The organism is Thermocatellispora tengchongensis (genome assembly GCF_014202315.1).
GTDB lineage: Bacteria > Actinomycetota > Actinomycetes > Streptosporangiales > Streptosporangiaceae > Thermocatellispora > Thermocatellispora tengchongensis.
In genome coordinates this window covers 1-14,024 of record NZ_JACHGN010000035.1, presented here as the reverse complement: position 1 = coordinate 14,024, position 14,024 = coordinate 1, and the positions used below count along the sequence as shown (strand labels likewise).

Here is a 14,024-nt window from a genome sequence, read left to right as displayed (position 1 = left end):
CTCCTCAGATGACGGGGACCAGCCCGCCCGGAAGGACCGGCTGCTCGACGGAAGAGGTCACGCGGACCCATGCGCGGTAGGTGCCTTCAGGCAGCGACACAGCACCCTCGCCGGGACCGACGAGGATCTTCGCGTCAGCCCCCGCGGCGGTGACGTTGTCCCACGTGGCGTCGTGCCAGTCCGTCTCGGTCGGTTCGCCGTCCTCGTTGGTGAAGGCGACTTCGACGCCTTCACCACCGGACGGGCCCTTGACGGGGATGTACAGAAACTCCCTGGATAGGGAGGAGATCGGTTCCATGGGCGGTCCTCCCTACGTTCGCGGTGAGCCCGCGCCCCATGCGCGGTGCGGCTCACCAGCGGAGTGCCTGCGGTACGGGGAACCCGCCGACCAGCGGCGGTACATCGGGCCGAGGCCAGAGACGTCCCGGCCGAGGGTGGCCACCGTTGCCGTCTCGACCAGGACTGCCGAATCGGTGGCGAACCGCGGGGCTTCCACCACGGCCTGGTCGGTGAGCACCACGCTGTCGGCCGCCGTCACGGACACCTCGGCCTGCGTGAACTCGACGAGCGTGGCGCTGTCGGACACCGACAGGCCGACCGTGGCTGACTCGACGAGCTGCGCGGAGTCGCTGGCGTCCTTAAGCACCGCCACGTCAGCCGACTCGGTCAGGGCACCGACGTCTGCGACCACCGCCTGGACCTCCACCGCGATGGCCTCGGTCAGCGTCGCGTGGTCGCCAGCGACCGGACCGACCGTCTCAGCGATGGCCACCGATTCGGCCAGCGTGCCCGTGTCGGCGGCGGTCACGTCCACGTCCACCTGGGCGACCTCAGTAAGGGCCGCCTGGTCAGCGCCGCCCCAGCCGACCATCAGCATCGACGCTTCGGTCACCGCCGCCTGGTCGGAGCTGCCCGGCGCGGCGTCGATGGCTGCGGCCTCGCCCAGCTCGGCCACATCCGACGAGGCGAGGTCGGCCGTGGCCGCCGCCGTCTCGGTCAGGGCTCCAACGTCGTTGGCCGACGTGGGAACCCCGTCCGGCTGGACGGTGACCGTGGGCGACTCGACCACTGCGCCCGAGTCGGACGCCGTCTGCGTCACCTGCGGCGGTCCCGTGACTGCCGGGGCGACGGCCACAGTGACGCCGACCCGCCAGAGTAACGAGCTGACCGAGGCGACGAAGTCCGCCGGATCAGTGACCGTGTTGGACTGCAACATCCTGGCTGCCGCCGCCGCGGCGGTGTAGGTCCGCGATTGGATGCTGGTCAGGGCGGTGAGTCCGGCCGGCGGGGTGAGGGTGAAGGCGGCATTTTGCGGGTAGGCCGCAACCAGCCGGAGCTCCAGGTCGTTCCCCGACGACGGGGTGATGCCCGGCGTGGTGACGTTCTGGTTGGTGCCCTGCGTCGAACGTGCGATCAGCGGGGTCGCCGACAGTGATGCGTCCTTGACCGCGGCGATCAAGCAGACGCCATCGGAGCCGTTGCGCTGGTTGAAGGTGTAGGAGCCCGGTTCGGATGAACTGGCGCGCTTCCACCACACCCGGATCGCCTGGATGACTCCTTCTCCGGTGGTCGCGTCCAGGGAGTCGAGCAGTTCCCATGCGCTGCCGCCGGTTGGGGTTGTCATGTTCGCGGTGGACCCGCGGTCCGCTGCCTGGAGCCCGATCAGCACGTCATTGGCGACGACACCGGCTGGCGTGTTGATGGTGTAGGCCGCGGCACCGGAGGTCGCGGTTGAGGTCGAACGGATAGACGGCGGCGTAGGGACGGTTTGCGGCTCGCCCACCCATCGCGTCTCGCCCAGGTGTCCCGTGTCGCTGCTGGCCTTGGCGATCTCCGGCACCTGGACGACACCAGTCGTCTCCACCAGCGTGCCGCCGTCAGTGGAGTTCTTGGGCGTTCCCGTGTCGGGCACGGTGAACGACAACTGGTCGATCCACGCCGTGTCCGACAGCTCGTTGACCGAGCCGTCCTTGTCGTACCGGAACGTCACCTGCGACGCGCCGGTCACGTCGATCGTGGTCTGCGTCCAGGGGACATCGCCCGAGTCGACAAGCACTTCCGTGCCGTCCACCAGGACGTGAAACAGGTCGTAGTCCGCCTCGGACGACACCCGGTAGTAGAAGCTCAGTGACGTGGCCTGGGGCGGGACGGTCACTATGGCGTCGGTCGCTTCTTCCGCGCCGATGGTGGCGGCCTTCAGCGCCCACGTGCCTGCAGCCGCCGTCCCGGACGCCCGCGCCCAGGTCCCGGTGATCGTGAGGTTGAGGGTTGCGTCCTCGAAGTCCTCCAAGATGGTCGCCACGACGCGGCCCCCTCCCCGTCAGGCAGTCGCGTTGAGGCTCAGGCCAGGGAAAGCTGCACCGTGAAGACCCAGCTCGCAGCGCTGGTCTTCTGCCCGAGGTTCTCCACCTTGCGGTTGAGCATCCGGCCGCCGGACGCGGCGTTGAAGATGCCCCACTCGGACCACACGAAGTTCGCTTCGCTGGTCGAGAAGGTCGCCCGGAACGTCACCGCGTTGGCGGCGGCGCCGGTGCCGTCCGCGTGCTGGGGGTAGGTGGCGTCCAGCCCCTTGCGAAGCTTGCTGGTGCCCTGCAGATCGGTTTGCACCGGATCTGCCGCGGCGGTGCCGTCACCGACGCCGATCCGGGCGTTGGCCGCGTCGAACGCAGTGACGGCCGTTCCCCCGGTGAGGCGGTGCCACAGCGCGGAAACCCCGCCGTACATCAGAGCGTTGCCCTCACGCTCGATCACCTCGAACGGCTTGGCGCCCGGGCCGGTGTCGGACCCGTGGAACTTCTCCAGCTTCCAGCGGCAGCGCCACTGGGCAGCGTCGCGGCGGCCCACGCCGGCCTCCAGGTGTCGGCCCTCGGTCAGTCGCCCGTTGTCCCGCATCGTGTGCCCCTCCCGGACATGCAGAAGGGCCACCCGGTCCGGATGGCCCCGACTTTCGCTTGTGAAATGCACGACGTGGCGTAGGCGCGGTCCCGGCCGCGCAGCCCCTCAACTACGGGGCCAGGACCGCGCCATGTGCTCGACGCACGTGGGTGGGACGTGCGGAGCGGCGCACCCCTCAGCCCGCCACAGATCGGGGGGTGCGCGTTCGTGGGTCAGAAGACCGGCTGCAACAGCGGCAGCCAGGCCGCCTGAGTGGTGTGCAGGGCGTACCGGGTGGCGTCCAAGGCGTGGTCGTCCACCTTCACGGGGACGTCTTCGCCCTTCTCCGCCCGTTTGTCGTCCCAGGCGTACGACCCGACCTCGTCGAGGAACCCGGACACCGACCGGTGGACCCGCAAGTGGTCCGCTCCCAGCAGGTTCGACACGGTGCGGATGCCGTCGTTGACGGAGTTGTCGCCCATGGTTGGGGTGAAGCCATCGCGATGGAGTTGGGTGATGAAGCTCGCGGCGGAGGGGTCCACCACCACCCACTGCGGCCGCACCCCGCGGGTGCCAGGGCCGTAGGTGTCGGGGATGTTGTCTAGCCAGTCGGTGAGCTTCTGCGAGTACTCGGCGTCGGTGAGCTGCCGCCGCTCCGCGCGAGAGTCCCATCGGAACTCGCTGGCGAGGTAGATGCGCCTCTGGCCGGTGTTGTCCGGGGTGGACACGCCGACGAGGATGGCGTCGAACGGGTTGACGGTCCCGTAGTCGATCCCCAGCGTCAGCCACCGCTCCATCGGCGGCAACACGTCCACGACGTGCCGGTCCGGGTCGAACATGTCGTAGATCGCGCCTTCGGCCATGACCCACTGCCCCAGAATGAATCTCTTGTACCAAAGACCCTGGTACTCGGCCTTGAGCGCTTTCACGTAGGCGGGGTCCAGCGCCTTGTTGTCGTCCAACGTGAAGTGCCAGTGCCGCAGGTCCAGCTCGTGTCGCCGGTCGAGGAACTGCCGCTTCAACCAGTGGTTCGGCGCGTCCGGGTTGGTTGTGGCGAACAGCTTGGCGTCCTTGACGCTGAGACGGGCGAGGAGCTGGTCCCAGAACTCACGCTCGATCAGCGTCGCCTCATCGACATAGGCGCCGGCGCACGTCATGCCTCGCAGCCGGTTCTCCGACCGGGCGTCGTTCGAGCTGATGATCTCGACGCGGCGGCCGAGGATGTTCGCGGTCGGGGCGCCGCGGGTGTAGATGATGCGGCGCGCGACCGGGCCGGTGATCGCCGGGTCCGTGAGCGGATCAAAGACGTTTCTCGCGATCGTGTCGCTCGTCTTCCCGACGATCACCAGCGAACCGCCACGGGGCGCCTGCGCGATGTAGATCAGCCAGCGCAGGAGGCTGGCGATGGTCTTGCCCGACCGGATCGCGCCCGACCAGATGTTCAGGCGGGCCGTGGACTCCGCTATGGACCTCTCCTGCTTGGGCGACAGCGTGAGCGGGCTCGGCGCCGGCGTGCTCACAGGTCGTCCCCCGGCTCGATCTCGTGGATGACCTCGGCGTCGAGGATCGTGTCGGTGTCCGGGTCAGGGATGGCGTGCCGCTGCTGGAGCTGCAGCAGCAGGTTGCCCAGCAGCGACGCCATGTCCCCGTCAGCGACGCCCTGCCTGTTGATCAGGTCCAGGCCGAGCAGGCTCGCCCGCCGGTTGATGCACTTCAGCGCGGTCTCGCAGGCGTTGACCTCGCCCTTGATAACCTTCGGCCACAGCGACGCCATGATCCGGTCGAGGCGATCGATCTCCAGTCGGAGAAGCTGCTCCGACGCCATCTGCTCCTGCTTGGCAGCCTTCTGCAGAGCCCGGTCGATGTCCTTGGACACCGACGCTGCACCCGAGTAGCCCAGCCGCTCAGCGATGACCGTGGGCGACACCCCGGCGATCCGCATCTGCACGGCCTGGTAGCGGCGCTGGGAGATCTCGACCTGGCGTGCCTTGCTGACAACCATGAGGGGAACTCCTGATCTATTACGCTTCTCGGGTGCGGCAAATGCGGATGCTGACCGTCCGGCAGCCCTGGGCGGCGCTGATCGTCGCGGGCATCAAGGACGTGGAGAACCGGCCCTGGACCACGCGGTACCGCGGAGGGCTCCTCATCCACGCGGGCCGCAAAACCGACGCCGAAGGCTTCGAGCTGATGGAGCAGCTTGGGGTCGCCCTCGAAGGGCCGCTACTGCACGGCGTGATCCTCGGATCGGTGAATCTCACCGACATCCGCAGGGACAGCCCGTCGCCGTGGGCCAGACTCGGCGAGAATCACTGGTTGCTCGCCGACGCTCAGCCAGCGGTCAGGCCGATGACCGCTATTGGAGCGCTCGGTTTACGGCCGGCTCCGGCCGGGTGGGAGCAGGCGTTCGCCGCCTAGACACGCGGCGGCACGTACTCGAACGACACGACGCCGAGCCGGCGCGGGTCGAGCGTGTGCGTGTGCATCCACTCGTGTTTGGAGCGGGTGCCGAGCTTCGTCTGGCCCTTGATCATCCGCCATCTCGGCGACGCGCTCCGATACGCGATCAGCGCCGGGTGACTGGACACCGACCGGTAGCGGAACCCCTCTTCATACAGGCGCTGCCCCATCCACTCGGAGAACCGGCTCCCGATGCCGAGCCCCTGATAGTCGGGCAAAACCACCAGCCGGTGCTCCATCTTCAGGTTGCGTGTGTGGGGATGCTGGAAGTGCCTGTAGGCCAGGAACGCGACAGGCTCGCCGTCGATGAACCCGGCGAACTTCTTGCTGGAGGCGTGGAGCTGCGTACTCAGATAGTGATGACGTGCGAAGACGGGCCATAGCCGTCCATCGACCGGCCGGATCTCGAACTCGAGTGCCGGTCGGGGTTGAACCGACCTCCACTCAAACGAGCCGGTGGACACATCCAGCACCCAGTCCGGCTGCAGCCACTCCAGCACGTCGTAATGGCAGGTCACGGCGACGAACTGGCGGCCGCCGCGCCGTACAGCCTTCTGGATGGTGTGGCTGGCGACCTTCGCGACCTGGCGGTCCACGACCGACGTGAACTCATCGATGACGACCAGGTCGCCCGACTCGGCCAGCGCCCGCGCGATCGACGCGCGGAACGCCTCCCCGTTCGACAGCGTGCGGTAAGGCCGCAGCCACGCCGGCGGCGATGACAGGCCGACTGCGCCCAGCAGAGCCACGATGTCCTTGATGGACATGCCCTCGGGGAAGTCGTCCACCAACGCCCGGTCATCCCGCCAGGTGTGGGACGTGACGACGAGGTCCGGCCACAGGTGACGCGCGATAGTCGTCTTACCGGCCCCCGAAGGGCCGACGATCATTCCGACGCTCCACGGCCGCTCCTCGATCGGCACGTCCATGTGCCAGGAGTTGCTCAGCCGCTCCTCTACGGGCACGTCGAACAGGCCCTGAAGCTGCAGCACGCGGGCGGTCTTATGGACCGGCGCCGATACCGTGATCTCGGCTCGCACAGCACGACCTTTCAAGGGGTAGTGGCGGCAGGGGTTACATCAGGGCGCGGACGTTCCAGCCCTGACCGGCGAGCTGGTCGAGGAGCTGCACCTGCTGCGCTTCGCTGTCGCAGGTGACCACCACGCCCCACACCACAGGGCGCGTGTGGGTCTCGGCGTCTCCCGGTTCAGGCAGCTCCTCCTCGGCGCGAGCGCCGGTCCCGGCCTGATCGGCGCGGCCGCCGCCCGGGGCCGGGGCTCCTCCGGGGGCGAGGGCCACCGCGGCGTTGTCGGCTGCGATCGCTTCGGCCAGGTCGTCGAGGTCCTGCTCTGTCCACCCGGTGCCGTCGAGGTCGTCCAGACCGCGCAGGAGCTCGGCAAGGGCCTGGTCGTCGTACGCACCGAACTCGGCGGTGCGGTTGTCGGCGAGCATGATCCGCGTGGCGGTCTTGTCGTCTACGTCAATGAGCAGGGCGGGCACCTTGTCCAGGCCGTTGGCCTTCGCGCCGCGCCAGCGGTGCTCACCGGCGATGATCCTCATCCGGGACTTCTGGACCAGGACCGTGCCGTAGAAGCCGTTCTTCTCGATCGACTCAGCGATCACATCCACGTCGCCCTTGTGGGGGTTGTCGGGGTGCGGCTCCAGGTCGCCGAGCGGGACCATGCGGTACGCCTGGGGGACGATGGCGGGCACGGCAACCTCCGCGATGAGCTGAATGGTACGAGTAGGTCAGGGGCCGCATGCGACTGCAACCACAAGCGCCCTAGAGGTGGATTGTCGCTAGATACGCCGTTTATCCGCTATTTCCGCAGGACCACGACAGAAGTTAAGGGGATCCCGACCACGCACCCTGCGCCACGGGTGTACTCTCTACTCACCGGTTCCAAGGGACCATCGACAAGGACTCGACGCCGAATTAGATCAACGCCCTGCAGTAAGACCTGTGAACCCTGCCTCACGATCTCTAAGACGACACGAACTCGCATGAGACACGACGCAGCTTCTAGACCAGTGAACTCCGGGCTAACGCATCTACTAGCGATCGTTTGACGTCGTTGTAGCTCCCTTCAACCGCACGCCTTGTCGTGCGGAATTTCCCTGCGCAGTGTCTGCGCGGGTTTCATTCCACGCTTGTAATGCGTGGGCTTTCCCTCTGTTTTCGTGTCGTCTTAGGGACTCATCCATGCTTATGCCCCTGCCGCGGTGGCAACGTGCTCTTATCGTCGCCCTACTTATCCTTCCGCTGCTGGCGATCATCCTGCTGTCACTTCCCGTGTGGCTGTACCTGCCGTTCCGCGAGTCGGGTCGCGGGTTCATCCTGGAACTAGTCCGAGAGTTCACTAGCTGGATCAAGGCCGCAAAGAGTACGTCTTAAACTTCACCTCTGTCGCCCATCCCGCGAACGAGGGAGGTGTACACTCTCCTTCAGCAACTCGGCGTAGAGATGCCGATAGCCTCCTCATCGCGAACACATCGACACAAGCACCCGCCGCATCACGTCTCAAACGATCCCGTACTGAACGCTGCAACTCATCTTCCCGATCACGTAGCTAACGAACGTAACGATCAAGCGCTAGCGAACTCAGGATCACAGGATTCAGCGATTTCAGGATCACGCGAGCACGTCCCGTCTCCGCATCCGTGGGGACGGTTGGCTAGGAGGTACTTCAGGACCACTCCTGAAGACGTCTCTGTCGGTGCAAGGACCTTTCGATGTCTGGTTTCCCTCTGTGGCTGCGCGTGATCGTCGCAGCCCTAATGGCGCTGCCGCTGATGGTGGCAGTGCTGGCTTTCGTGCCAGCGCTAGCTCTCTCCGTCGCCCTCTCGAAGGACCGACGCGATTGGCTACTGGAAGTGCTTGACCGGTTTGTGGAATGGGCTAAGGCGATCTTCTCAAGTACCGGGAAGAGCGACGACGGCGACAACGCCTGACGCGTATAAGCCCCGCAGTACACCGGGACTGCGGGGCTGGTCCCGTTACCACAGAGTGGAGAAGATGGGGCACTTGAACATCTGCTGAGCCTGTCGTGGGACGCTGTTAATCAGCTCGGCATACTCTGCCCGCTGCGACTTCATGGACCTGGCCGGTAGACGTGCCCCGCCTTTGGCGGACCGCCGTGTGGCAGGGACCGCTCACGCCCCCATCGCATCACCAAAGGCGGACCAGCCGGTACTGCTCGACATCCTCGGCGTGGTCCACCGCAAACCGCACGCTCAGTCCACGTGCCCAGGTTGATCTCGCCGCAACGGTGCACCCACGCTGCCTTGTCCATCGCGCTCGATCTCGACCTGGGCACGCCGACCTCCTACTCGACCGCCGACGCCACCAACTGCGATGGGTCCTTCTCCAGTTGGTCGCGAGAATGCAGGTAGATCAGGGTCGTCTCGAACGACTCATGGCCCAGGGCCTCCTGGATCTCGCGCGGCTTCGCACCCCGCGCCTCCGCGATCGACGCCCAGGTGTGCCGCAGCGTGTGCGGCGTCACCTTCGAGGTGATCCCGGCCTGGCGGGCGATCCGCTGCACCAACTCCCATGCCTTCTCGCGCGGCAGCGGCCGGCCCGAGCCGGTAGCGAACAGCGGCCCATGAAGGTCCCGCAGTTCCACCCCGGCCCGGCTCGCCCGCTCCTCGAGGTACTGGTCCAGGGCGTACACCGTCTCCACCGGCAGCTTCCGAAAGTGCGGCTTGCCGCCCTTCAACGTCAGCCGCAGTGTCCGATAGCCCCGCGAGAATCCCAGGTCGTCGATCTCCGCACCCACCGCCTCCGTGATGCGCAGCCCGACCTGGACCAGCATTCGGATCAGCGCCGCGGTGCGCAACCTCTCCCGACCATGGTCCTTGTCGGCGGCCTGGACCAAGGTGTGCGCCTCGTCCTCCGTCAACGCCGTCGTCTCGGAGTGCCGACGAGGGATAGTCGGCCGGTCCGCCTCCGCGAACGGGTTGAACCGGGCGGCGTCGTTCTTGATCAGGTACTTGTACCAGGCCGACACCGCCGACATCCGCTGCGCGATCGTCTTCGGCGTCGGCGTCCGGTCGGCGCTCTCGACCATCCACCGGGCGTACAGCTCGGCGTGCCGCACCGACATCTCCAGCGGATCCAGGCCCGTGCGCTCGCAGTAGGAGAACCACAGCCGGATCGCGCGCCGGTACGCCTCTCGAGTGTTCGGCGACCGGCGGGTCTCCAGCCACATCTGCGTGATCTCCACGACGAGCGGCGGCAGGTCGAGCGGAAGCGCGAGGTCGCCGCGAGGCGCCTCGACCAGCTCGTCCGTCACCGACCTTCACCGCCTCGACGCGCGGCCCGATTCTCCTGCCAGGCGTACAGCTCGGCGCGAGCACCGTCCGCAACGCGCGCGGCCAACGGGCACATCAGCGCCACGAGGATGCCCAGGCCGGCCAGCGCGGCGAGGTCGCTCACCGGTACCTCACCGCCCACCGGTAGTCGCTGATGTCGGTCAGCTCCCAGCGGCGGCCGTCCGGCGTGGTCACGGTGATTCGGCCCGGCCGGACCTCGGTCATGCTGCGTCCGTCGTCGAGGTCCCAATGGACTGCCAGGTCGAACACGTCCTCGCCCGTGCGGTTCGCGGGAAGCTCGTGGACCAGCATGCCGACGATGTGATCGGGTGTGGCCTGGTCTAGGGGGACGCTCTGGCCGTCGCTGGTGCTGCACTCGGTGCAGCCGCAGCCGGCCGGGTCGATGGCCATGATGCGCGAGGTGTACATCAATCGTCGCCCGCCTCGTCCTCCTCGGCCCGGTCGTCCTCGGGGGTGGGGATCTCGTCGGGTCGGCCCGTGAGGTGGGCGATGCGCCAGCCGGGCTTGCGTCGCTGGCCGCACCCGCTGTCGTCGCACTGCGCGAGAGTGGCGTGGCAGTTCGGGCACCGGACTTCTTCGCCGGGAAGTGCCAGGGGAACGGCCGAGCGGAGCCGGTCGCTTCCGTGGTTGCTCACGTGAGCACCTTTCACGAGGGGAGTTGATCTCTCGCGACGGTAACACACGGGGAGCGGAACATAACCTGAATTATGTTCCTGTATTAGCGATCTTGCTTCTGTTGCAACATAGCGATCCGATCACAGCACCAGTGCGCCATAAACCGACTGCGCTGCAATGAACAAATGCACCGCCGAAAGCTCTACACGCTCTTGGTCGCTGCCGCAGCAGCGATCCCCTTTGGCCTCGCCATATGGATGGTCCTCAACAGGATCGAGCACGCCGTCTTGGTTGCCACGCCGATAGCGTTGCTGTCATACGGGCTTGCATCGTCCATACTTGAGGGTTCGGAACGGCTGAGGCAAGCAGAAGAAGACCCTGTCGAGGTACTTCGCCGCCGCATCCGGCGCGTCAACAGAGCATTCGACGAGGCGGCCACACTCATGCAGGAGTTACAGCGCGACTTCGCCGCCCAAGAAGCCGCCCGTGATGCTCTCATCGCCCAAGCCGAAGAACAGCGACAAGTCCTCTCTGTGAGCAAGGAAGATGCCGAGAAGATCCGGAAGATCCTCACCGGCGAAACCAAGGAAACAATCCGCGCCGAACTGCGACGCGAATGGGGCTTCTTCCTCGCCGGCGTGCTCGTGTCCGCTGCCCTGTCCATCCCCATCGGTATCTGGGTCAACAGCATCAGCTAAGCCGCAGCGCGCACCTTGCGCGCCATAGCCTCTGCCGATCGCGGTCTGATCACAACGGTGGCACGCCATCTGACGATGCTGTGCAATACAAGGATGAGCGAACAGCCCCGCGACCGCGAGCCGCTTGAGCGGAACTCCTGGCGGTTCGGGATCTTCAGTGGGTTCGTGGGCGTGGCCTCGATCGTGTCCGCAGCAGACAGCGAATCCTGGCTACGCACCACCATCGTGATCGTGGCCACCCTCGTGGTGGGCGCCGCGACGCTCTTCGTCATCGAGCGCCGTGCTCGAAGGAGAGATCAGCTCGCGGCGGACGACCCTGTTACAGAGATCACTCGACGCGCCGAAAAGTTCCAGAAGGCGTATGACGAGTTCGCTGACTACTTGGATAAGGTCCAACAGGCTATCAATGAGCAGAAGGCGGTACGTGAAACGCTAATCGCCCAGGCGCAGCAGGCAATCGACGAGCAGAAGGCAGCCAGGGACGCTCTGATCGCCCAGGCTCGGGAACACCAGCAACTCCTCGAGCTCAGCAGAGACGAGGCGGAGAAGATCCGGGAGATCCTCACGTCTGAAGTCCCTGGGGAAACACGGACCGAGCGTCTACGTAACGTACTCTTCCTCATCACCGGCGGCCTCGCTTCCGTGCCCGTGGGCATTCTGGTGAACTATCTCGCCAGCCACCTCACCTAAGCACCGGCATTCACCCGCCGAACCCGGCCCCGCGGCCGCAGCAGCGCGCCCGCCTCCACCAGCAGCCGATGCACGAACCCATACGAACGGCCCGTCGAAGCCGCCAGCTCACGAATCGACTCCCCCGCCGCATACCGACGCTTCAGGTCCGCCTTCAGCGACTCCCGCTCCGCGCCCGCCACCCGCGCATGCTTCCGCAGCTCCACCATGACCTCCACCCCGATCACTTCAAGCGGCCGACGCCAACCGAGCCCGCAACGCATCCCGGCCCTCCGGCGACTCGGGCACAGGATCACCCCGCCAGATACAGCCCTCGATCGTCGCCAGATCAGCGAAGTCGTACACGACCTCGCGGCCCGACTTCCCCAGCACCCGCACGCCATACCGGCGCGCCCACTGACGGATCGTCACCGCCTCCCGGCCCAGCCGAACAGCCGCAACCTTCGCCGTCACAGGGGACACCCACACCCCCCGAACAGCGGAAAGCCCCCGAACCAGGACCGGTCCGAGGGCACACGTCTCTCCGTCGCCCGGAAGTGTTACACACCCCGCAGCCCGACGCAAGCCGATAGCAGAACCGCTATCAGCGAGCCACCTCCTGTTCTACCCGCGCCGACGCCTCCCTCTCCGAAACGTGCGTCGCACACGCCGCGCACACGTAGAAGCCCGCCTTGACGTCCCAGTGGAACCTCCGCTCCCCACACGAGCACCGGGCCGGCGTCCACGCGGGCGGCTCATCCCCCACCATCCGCTCCAACACCGTCCGCCACGACAGAGCGAACTCCACCAACCCCACCAGGTCCTCCCGGACCAGGACGCTCTCCAGCCGGCCCGACTCCGTCAACCAGCCCACCGCACGCGACCGCGCCACCGCTGACCGCGCCCCAGGCAACCGCTCCCCCGCCCCCAGCCACGCCCGCGCCCGATCCTCGAAGTCCAGCAGCCCGCCCGTCAGCTTCTCCAGCAACTCCCCCACCGGCGACACATTCGGCTTCGGCCTCGACCCCGACACCCTCGACCACCTCGACGGCGGACGAAACCCATCCACCTCCCGCGCCAACTGCGACGCGAACCCATCCACCTCCAGCAGCGCGTTCCGCACCGTCGCCCGGCACCGGCCGCACACCAGCGGCTCCCCCGGCCGCCACCGAACCTCCGGAACCTCCGGCTCGGCAGGAGGCTCCCCCACCTCACCGCCACGCACCCACGCATCCACCAGATCCGCATGCACATCACGAGCCGCCTCGAAAGCAGACCACGCCCGCCGTGACCTCGCATTACACGGACCCACACACGCACCCGACACAGCCGACACCCCAGAAGCAAGACCAGACATGGCACCCCCGACCGACCCGGCGAACCCCACCACACTACAAGATCAACTTGTTTCCGCAGGTACACAGCCGAGTTCCGCCCCGGCCGGCCCCCAGCCGTGGGGGGCGGGGGGTGCGCGAAAGCGCCGGTCCGCGCGGGGCGGTCCGGCGCTGTCGGCGTCACGCGCTACGCACTTTCAACCTGCTTCCGCACGCGGTCGGCAAGCTTCCGCGCGCTGTCGGCGGCGCGTGCGACCGCGACCCAATCGCGCCGCGCGGTGTCCGCGCGTAGGACCTGCAAGAGGTACAGCGCCGCCGCGAGGTACTGCCCGGCCTCCGTCTTGCTCGCCTTCACGACACGCGCCTCGGCTGCGACGTACTCGGCGCTGCTCCACGTGACGAGCATGCTGCCGCTGTCGGTGCGGTCGGCCTTCGCATCAACCGTGATGCCGTGCCGCGCCAGCACGGCGCAACACTGCTCTACCGCGTGCTTGACGGCGGCGAACTGCTCCCGCTGCTGAGACTCCCGGCTCGACGGGTGCACGCTCGCCAGCGTGGCTATGAACGGCCGGACCCCTTTGCCCCGGAGCGTGTACCCGCTCCAGGGGGTCTTTGGGGCCAGCCCAGCAACGGTGAACTCACGCCCCCAGTACTCCCGGCGCTTGCCCCGATACACGACCTCGGTACCACGCGGGAGGTAGGCCGCTAGCGCGTCGGCGGCCTCCCGGCAGATCTTGCCCGAACCGCCCATCAAGATCCCGCCCAGCTCACACGGGATCGCCTCCTTGGTGCACGTGCGGCACTGGGACATGTGGGCTTCGAGCGACCTACGCGCGTTAAGGGCGTGGTCGCGGGCTAGTTCGGCTTGCTCTCGGCGGATCATGGCTAGGGCCTCCTGTGGCTGTCGTGGTGTTGGTTGGGCGGGGGTGGGGCGGGGGGGCCCCGGGGGGGGGCCCCCGCGCGCCCCCGGGGGGGGTGGGGGTTGGCCAGTGCGCCGCGGGGGGGTTAGGCCCCGGCGTGGGGGCGGGGCACCCCGGGC

General features: G+C 67.2%; 19 protein-coding genes. 4 read left to right on the top strand and 15 right to left on the bottom strand.

The window, feature by feature from the left end:
* Nucleotides 1–4 precede the first annotated feature (4 nt).
* From HNP84_RS47715 to HNP84_RS47695, 5 genes are all read right to left on the bottom strand, one after another.
* On the bottom strand, nt 5–298 hold the full coding sequence (locus tag HNP84_RS47715) for a hypothetical protein (protein ID WP_185056780.1): 294 nt from the start codon (nt 296–298) through the stop codon (nt 5–7).
* A 12-nt stretch (nt 299–310) separates the two neighbouring features.
* Nucleotides 311–2,302, bottom strand: coding sequence for a hypothetical protein (locus tag HNP84_RS47710; RefSeq protein WP_185056779.1), 1,992 nt, complete (start codon nt 2,300–2,302; stop codon nt 311–313).
* A gap of 38 nt (nt 2,303–2,340) precedes the next feature.
* A complete protein-coding gene (locus tag HNP84_RS47705; protein WP_185056778.1) occupies nt 2,341–2,892 on the bottom strand; it encodes a hypothetical protein in 552 nt (183 codons plus the stop codon).
* Nucleotides 2,893–3,107: 215 nt separating this feature from the next.
* Nucleotides 3,108–4,394 carry a PBSX family phage terminase large subunit gene (locus tag HNP84_RS47700; RefSeq protein WP_185056777.1) on the bottom strand — a complete coding sequence of 429 codons (1,287 nt, stop codon included), beginning with the start codon at nt 4,392–4,394 and terminating at the stop codon, nt 3,108–3,110.
* Nucleotides 4,391–4,876 carry a hypothetical protein gene (locus HNP84_RS47695; RefSeq protein ID WP_185056776.1) on the bottom strand — a complete coding sequence of 162 codons (486 nt, stop codon included), beginning with the start codon at nt 4,874–4,876 and terminating at the stop codon, nt 4,391–4,393. Before HNP84_RS47695 ends, HNP84_RS47700 begins: the two co-directional genes overlap by 4 nt.
* A 41-nt stretch (nt 4,877–4,917) precedes the next feature.
* Here HNP84_RS47695 and HNP84_RS47690 point away from each other — a divergent pair, with 41 nt between their 5' ends.
* Nucleotides 4,918–5,292, top strand: coding sequence for an ASCH domain-containing protein (locus HNP84_RS47690; protein ID WP_185056775.1), 375 nt, complete (start codon nt 4,918–4,920; stop codon nt 5,290–5,292).
* Here HNP84_RS47690 and HNP84_RS47685 read toward each other — a convergent pair.
* On the bottom strand, nt 5,289–6,374 hold the full coding sequence (locus HNP84_RS47685) for a GNAT family N-acetyltransferase (protein WP_185056774.1): 1,086 nt from the start codon (nt 6,372–6,374) through the stop codon (nt 5,289–5,291). The two genes, HNP84_RS47690 and HNP84_RS47685, sit on opposite strands and share 4 nt — an antisense overlap.
* A gap of 34 nt (nt 6,375–6,408) precedes the next feature.
* A complete protein-coding gene (locus HNP84_RS47680; protein ID WP_185056773.1) occupies nt 6,409–7,047 on the bottom strand; it encodes a ParB/RepB/Spo0J family partition protein in 639 nt (212 codons plus the stop codon).
* A gap of 1,020 nt (nt 7,048–8,067) precedes the next feature.
* Here HNP84_RS47680 and HNP84_RS47675 point away from each other — a divergent pair.
* Nucleotides 8,068–8,286 (top strand): hypothetical protein, encoded by a 219-nt coding sequence (locus tag HNP84_RS47675; RefSeq protein ID WP_185056772.1) that lies wholly within the window; start codon nt 8,068–8,070, stop codon nt 8,284–8,286.
* Between the two features lie 374 nt (nt 8,287–8,660).
* Here the strand turns inward: HNP84_RS47675 and HNP84_RS47670 are convergent, their stop codons facing one another.
* From HNP84_RS47670 to HNP84_RS47655, 4 genes are read right to left on the bottom strand one after another with little or no spacing between them, the layout of a single operon-like run.
* Nucleotides 8,661–9,629: a tyrosine-type recombinase/integrase gene (locus HNP84_RS47670; protein ID WP_185056771.1), complete on the bottom strand. Its 969-nt coding sequence runs from the start codon at nt 9,627–9,629 to the stop codon at nt 8,661–8,663.
* Entirely contained in the window at nt 9,626–9,772 is a 147-nt protein-coding gene (locus tag HNP84_RS47665; protein WP_185056770.1) for a hypothetical protein, read from the bottom strand. Before HNP84_RS47665 ends, HNP84_RS47670 begins: the two co-directional genes overlap by 4 nt.
* Nucleotides 9,769–10,077 carry a hypothetical protein gene (locus tag HNP84_RS47660; RefSeq protein ID WP_185056769.1) on the bottom strand — a complete coding sequence of 103 codons (309 nt, stop codon included), beginning with the start codon at nt 10,075–10,077 and terminating at the stop codon, nt 9,769–9,771. Before HNP84_RS47660 ends, HNP84_RS47665 begins: the two co-directional genes overlap by 4 nt.
* The gene (locus HNP84_RS47655) at nt 10,077–10,304 is read right to left on the bottom strand and encodes a hypothetical protein (RefSeq protein WP_185056768.1); all 228 of its coding nucleotides are present in this window, start codon (nt 10,302–10,304) and stop codon (nt 10,077–10,079) included. Before HNP84_RS47655 ends, HNP84_RS47660 begins: the two co-directional genes overlap by 1 nt.
* Nucleotides 10,305–10,469: 165 nt before the next feature.
* Here HNP84_RS47655 and HNP84_RS47650 point away from each other — a divergent pair, with 165 nt between their 5' ends.
* Both HNP84_RS47650 and HNP84_RS47645 read left to right on the top strand, forming a co-directional pair.
* Entirely contained in the window at nt 10,470–10,982 is a 513-nt protein-coding gene (locus HNP84_RS47650) for a hypothetical protein (RefSeq protein WP_185056767.1), read from the top strand.
* 93 nt (nt 10,983–11,075) lie between these two features.
* Nucleotides 11,076–11,672, top strand: a complete 597-nt coding sequence (locus tag HNP84_RS47645) for a cation:proton antiporter (RefSeq protein WP_185056766.1) — start codon at nt 11,076–11,078, stop codon at nt 11,670–11,672.
* Here HNP84_RS47645 and HNP84_RS47640 read toward each other — a convergent pair.
* The 4 genes from HNP84_RS47640 to HNP84_RS47625 all read right to left on the bottom strand — a co-directional run bounded on the left by HNP84_RS47640 (nt 11,669) and on the right by HNP84_RS47625 (nt 13,868).
* Nucleotides 11,669–11,881, bottom strand: coding sequence for a helix-turn-helix domain-containing protein (locus HNP84_RS47640; RefSeq protein ID WP_185056765.1), 213 nt, complete (start codon nt 11,879–11,881; stop codon nt 11,669–11,671). The genes HNP84_RS47645 and HNP84_RS47640 overlap by 4 nt on opposite strands.
* 19 nt (nt 11,882–11,900) lie before the next feature.
* Complete coding sequence (locus tag HNP84_RS47635; protein ID WP_185056764.1) at nt 11,901–12,125, bottom strand: MerR family transcriptional regulator; 225 nt, start codon at nt 12,123–12,125, stop codon at nt 11,901–11,903.
* Nucleotides 12,126–12,255: 130 nt separating this feature from the next.
* Nucleotides 12,256–12,648 carry a hypothetical protein gene (locus tag HNP84_RS47630; RefSeq protein ID WP_185056763.1) on the bottom strand — a complete coding sequence of 131 codons (393 nt, stop codon included), beginning with the start codon at nt 12,646–12,648 and terminating at the stop codon, nt 12,256–12,258.
* A 524-nt stretch (nt 12,649–13,172) separates the two neighbouring features.
* The gene (locus tag HNP84_RS47625) at nt 13,173–13,868 is read right to left on the bottom strand and encodes a hypothetical protein (RefSeq protein ID WP_185056762.1); all 696 of its coding nucleotides are present in this window, start codon (nt 13,866–13,868) and stop codon (nt 13,173–13,175) included.
* Nucleotides 13,869–14,024 lie beyond the last annotated feature (156 nt).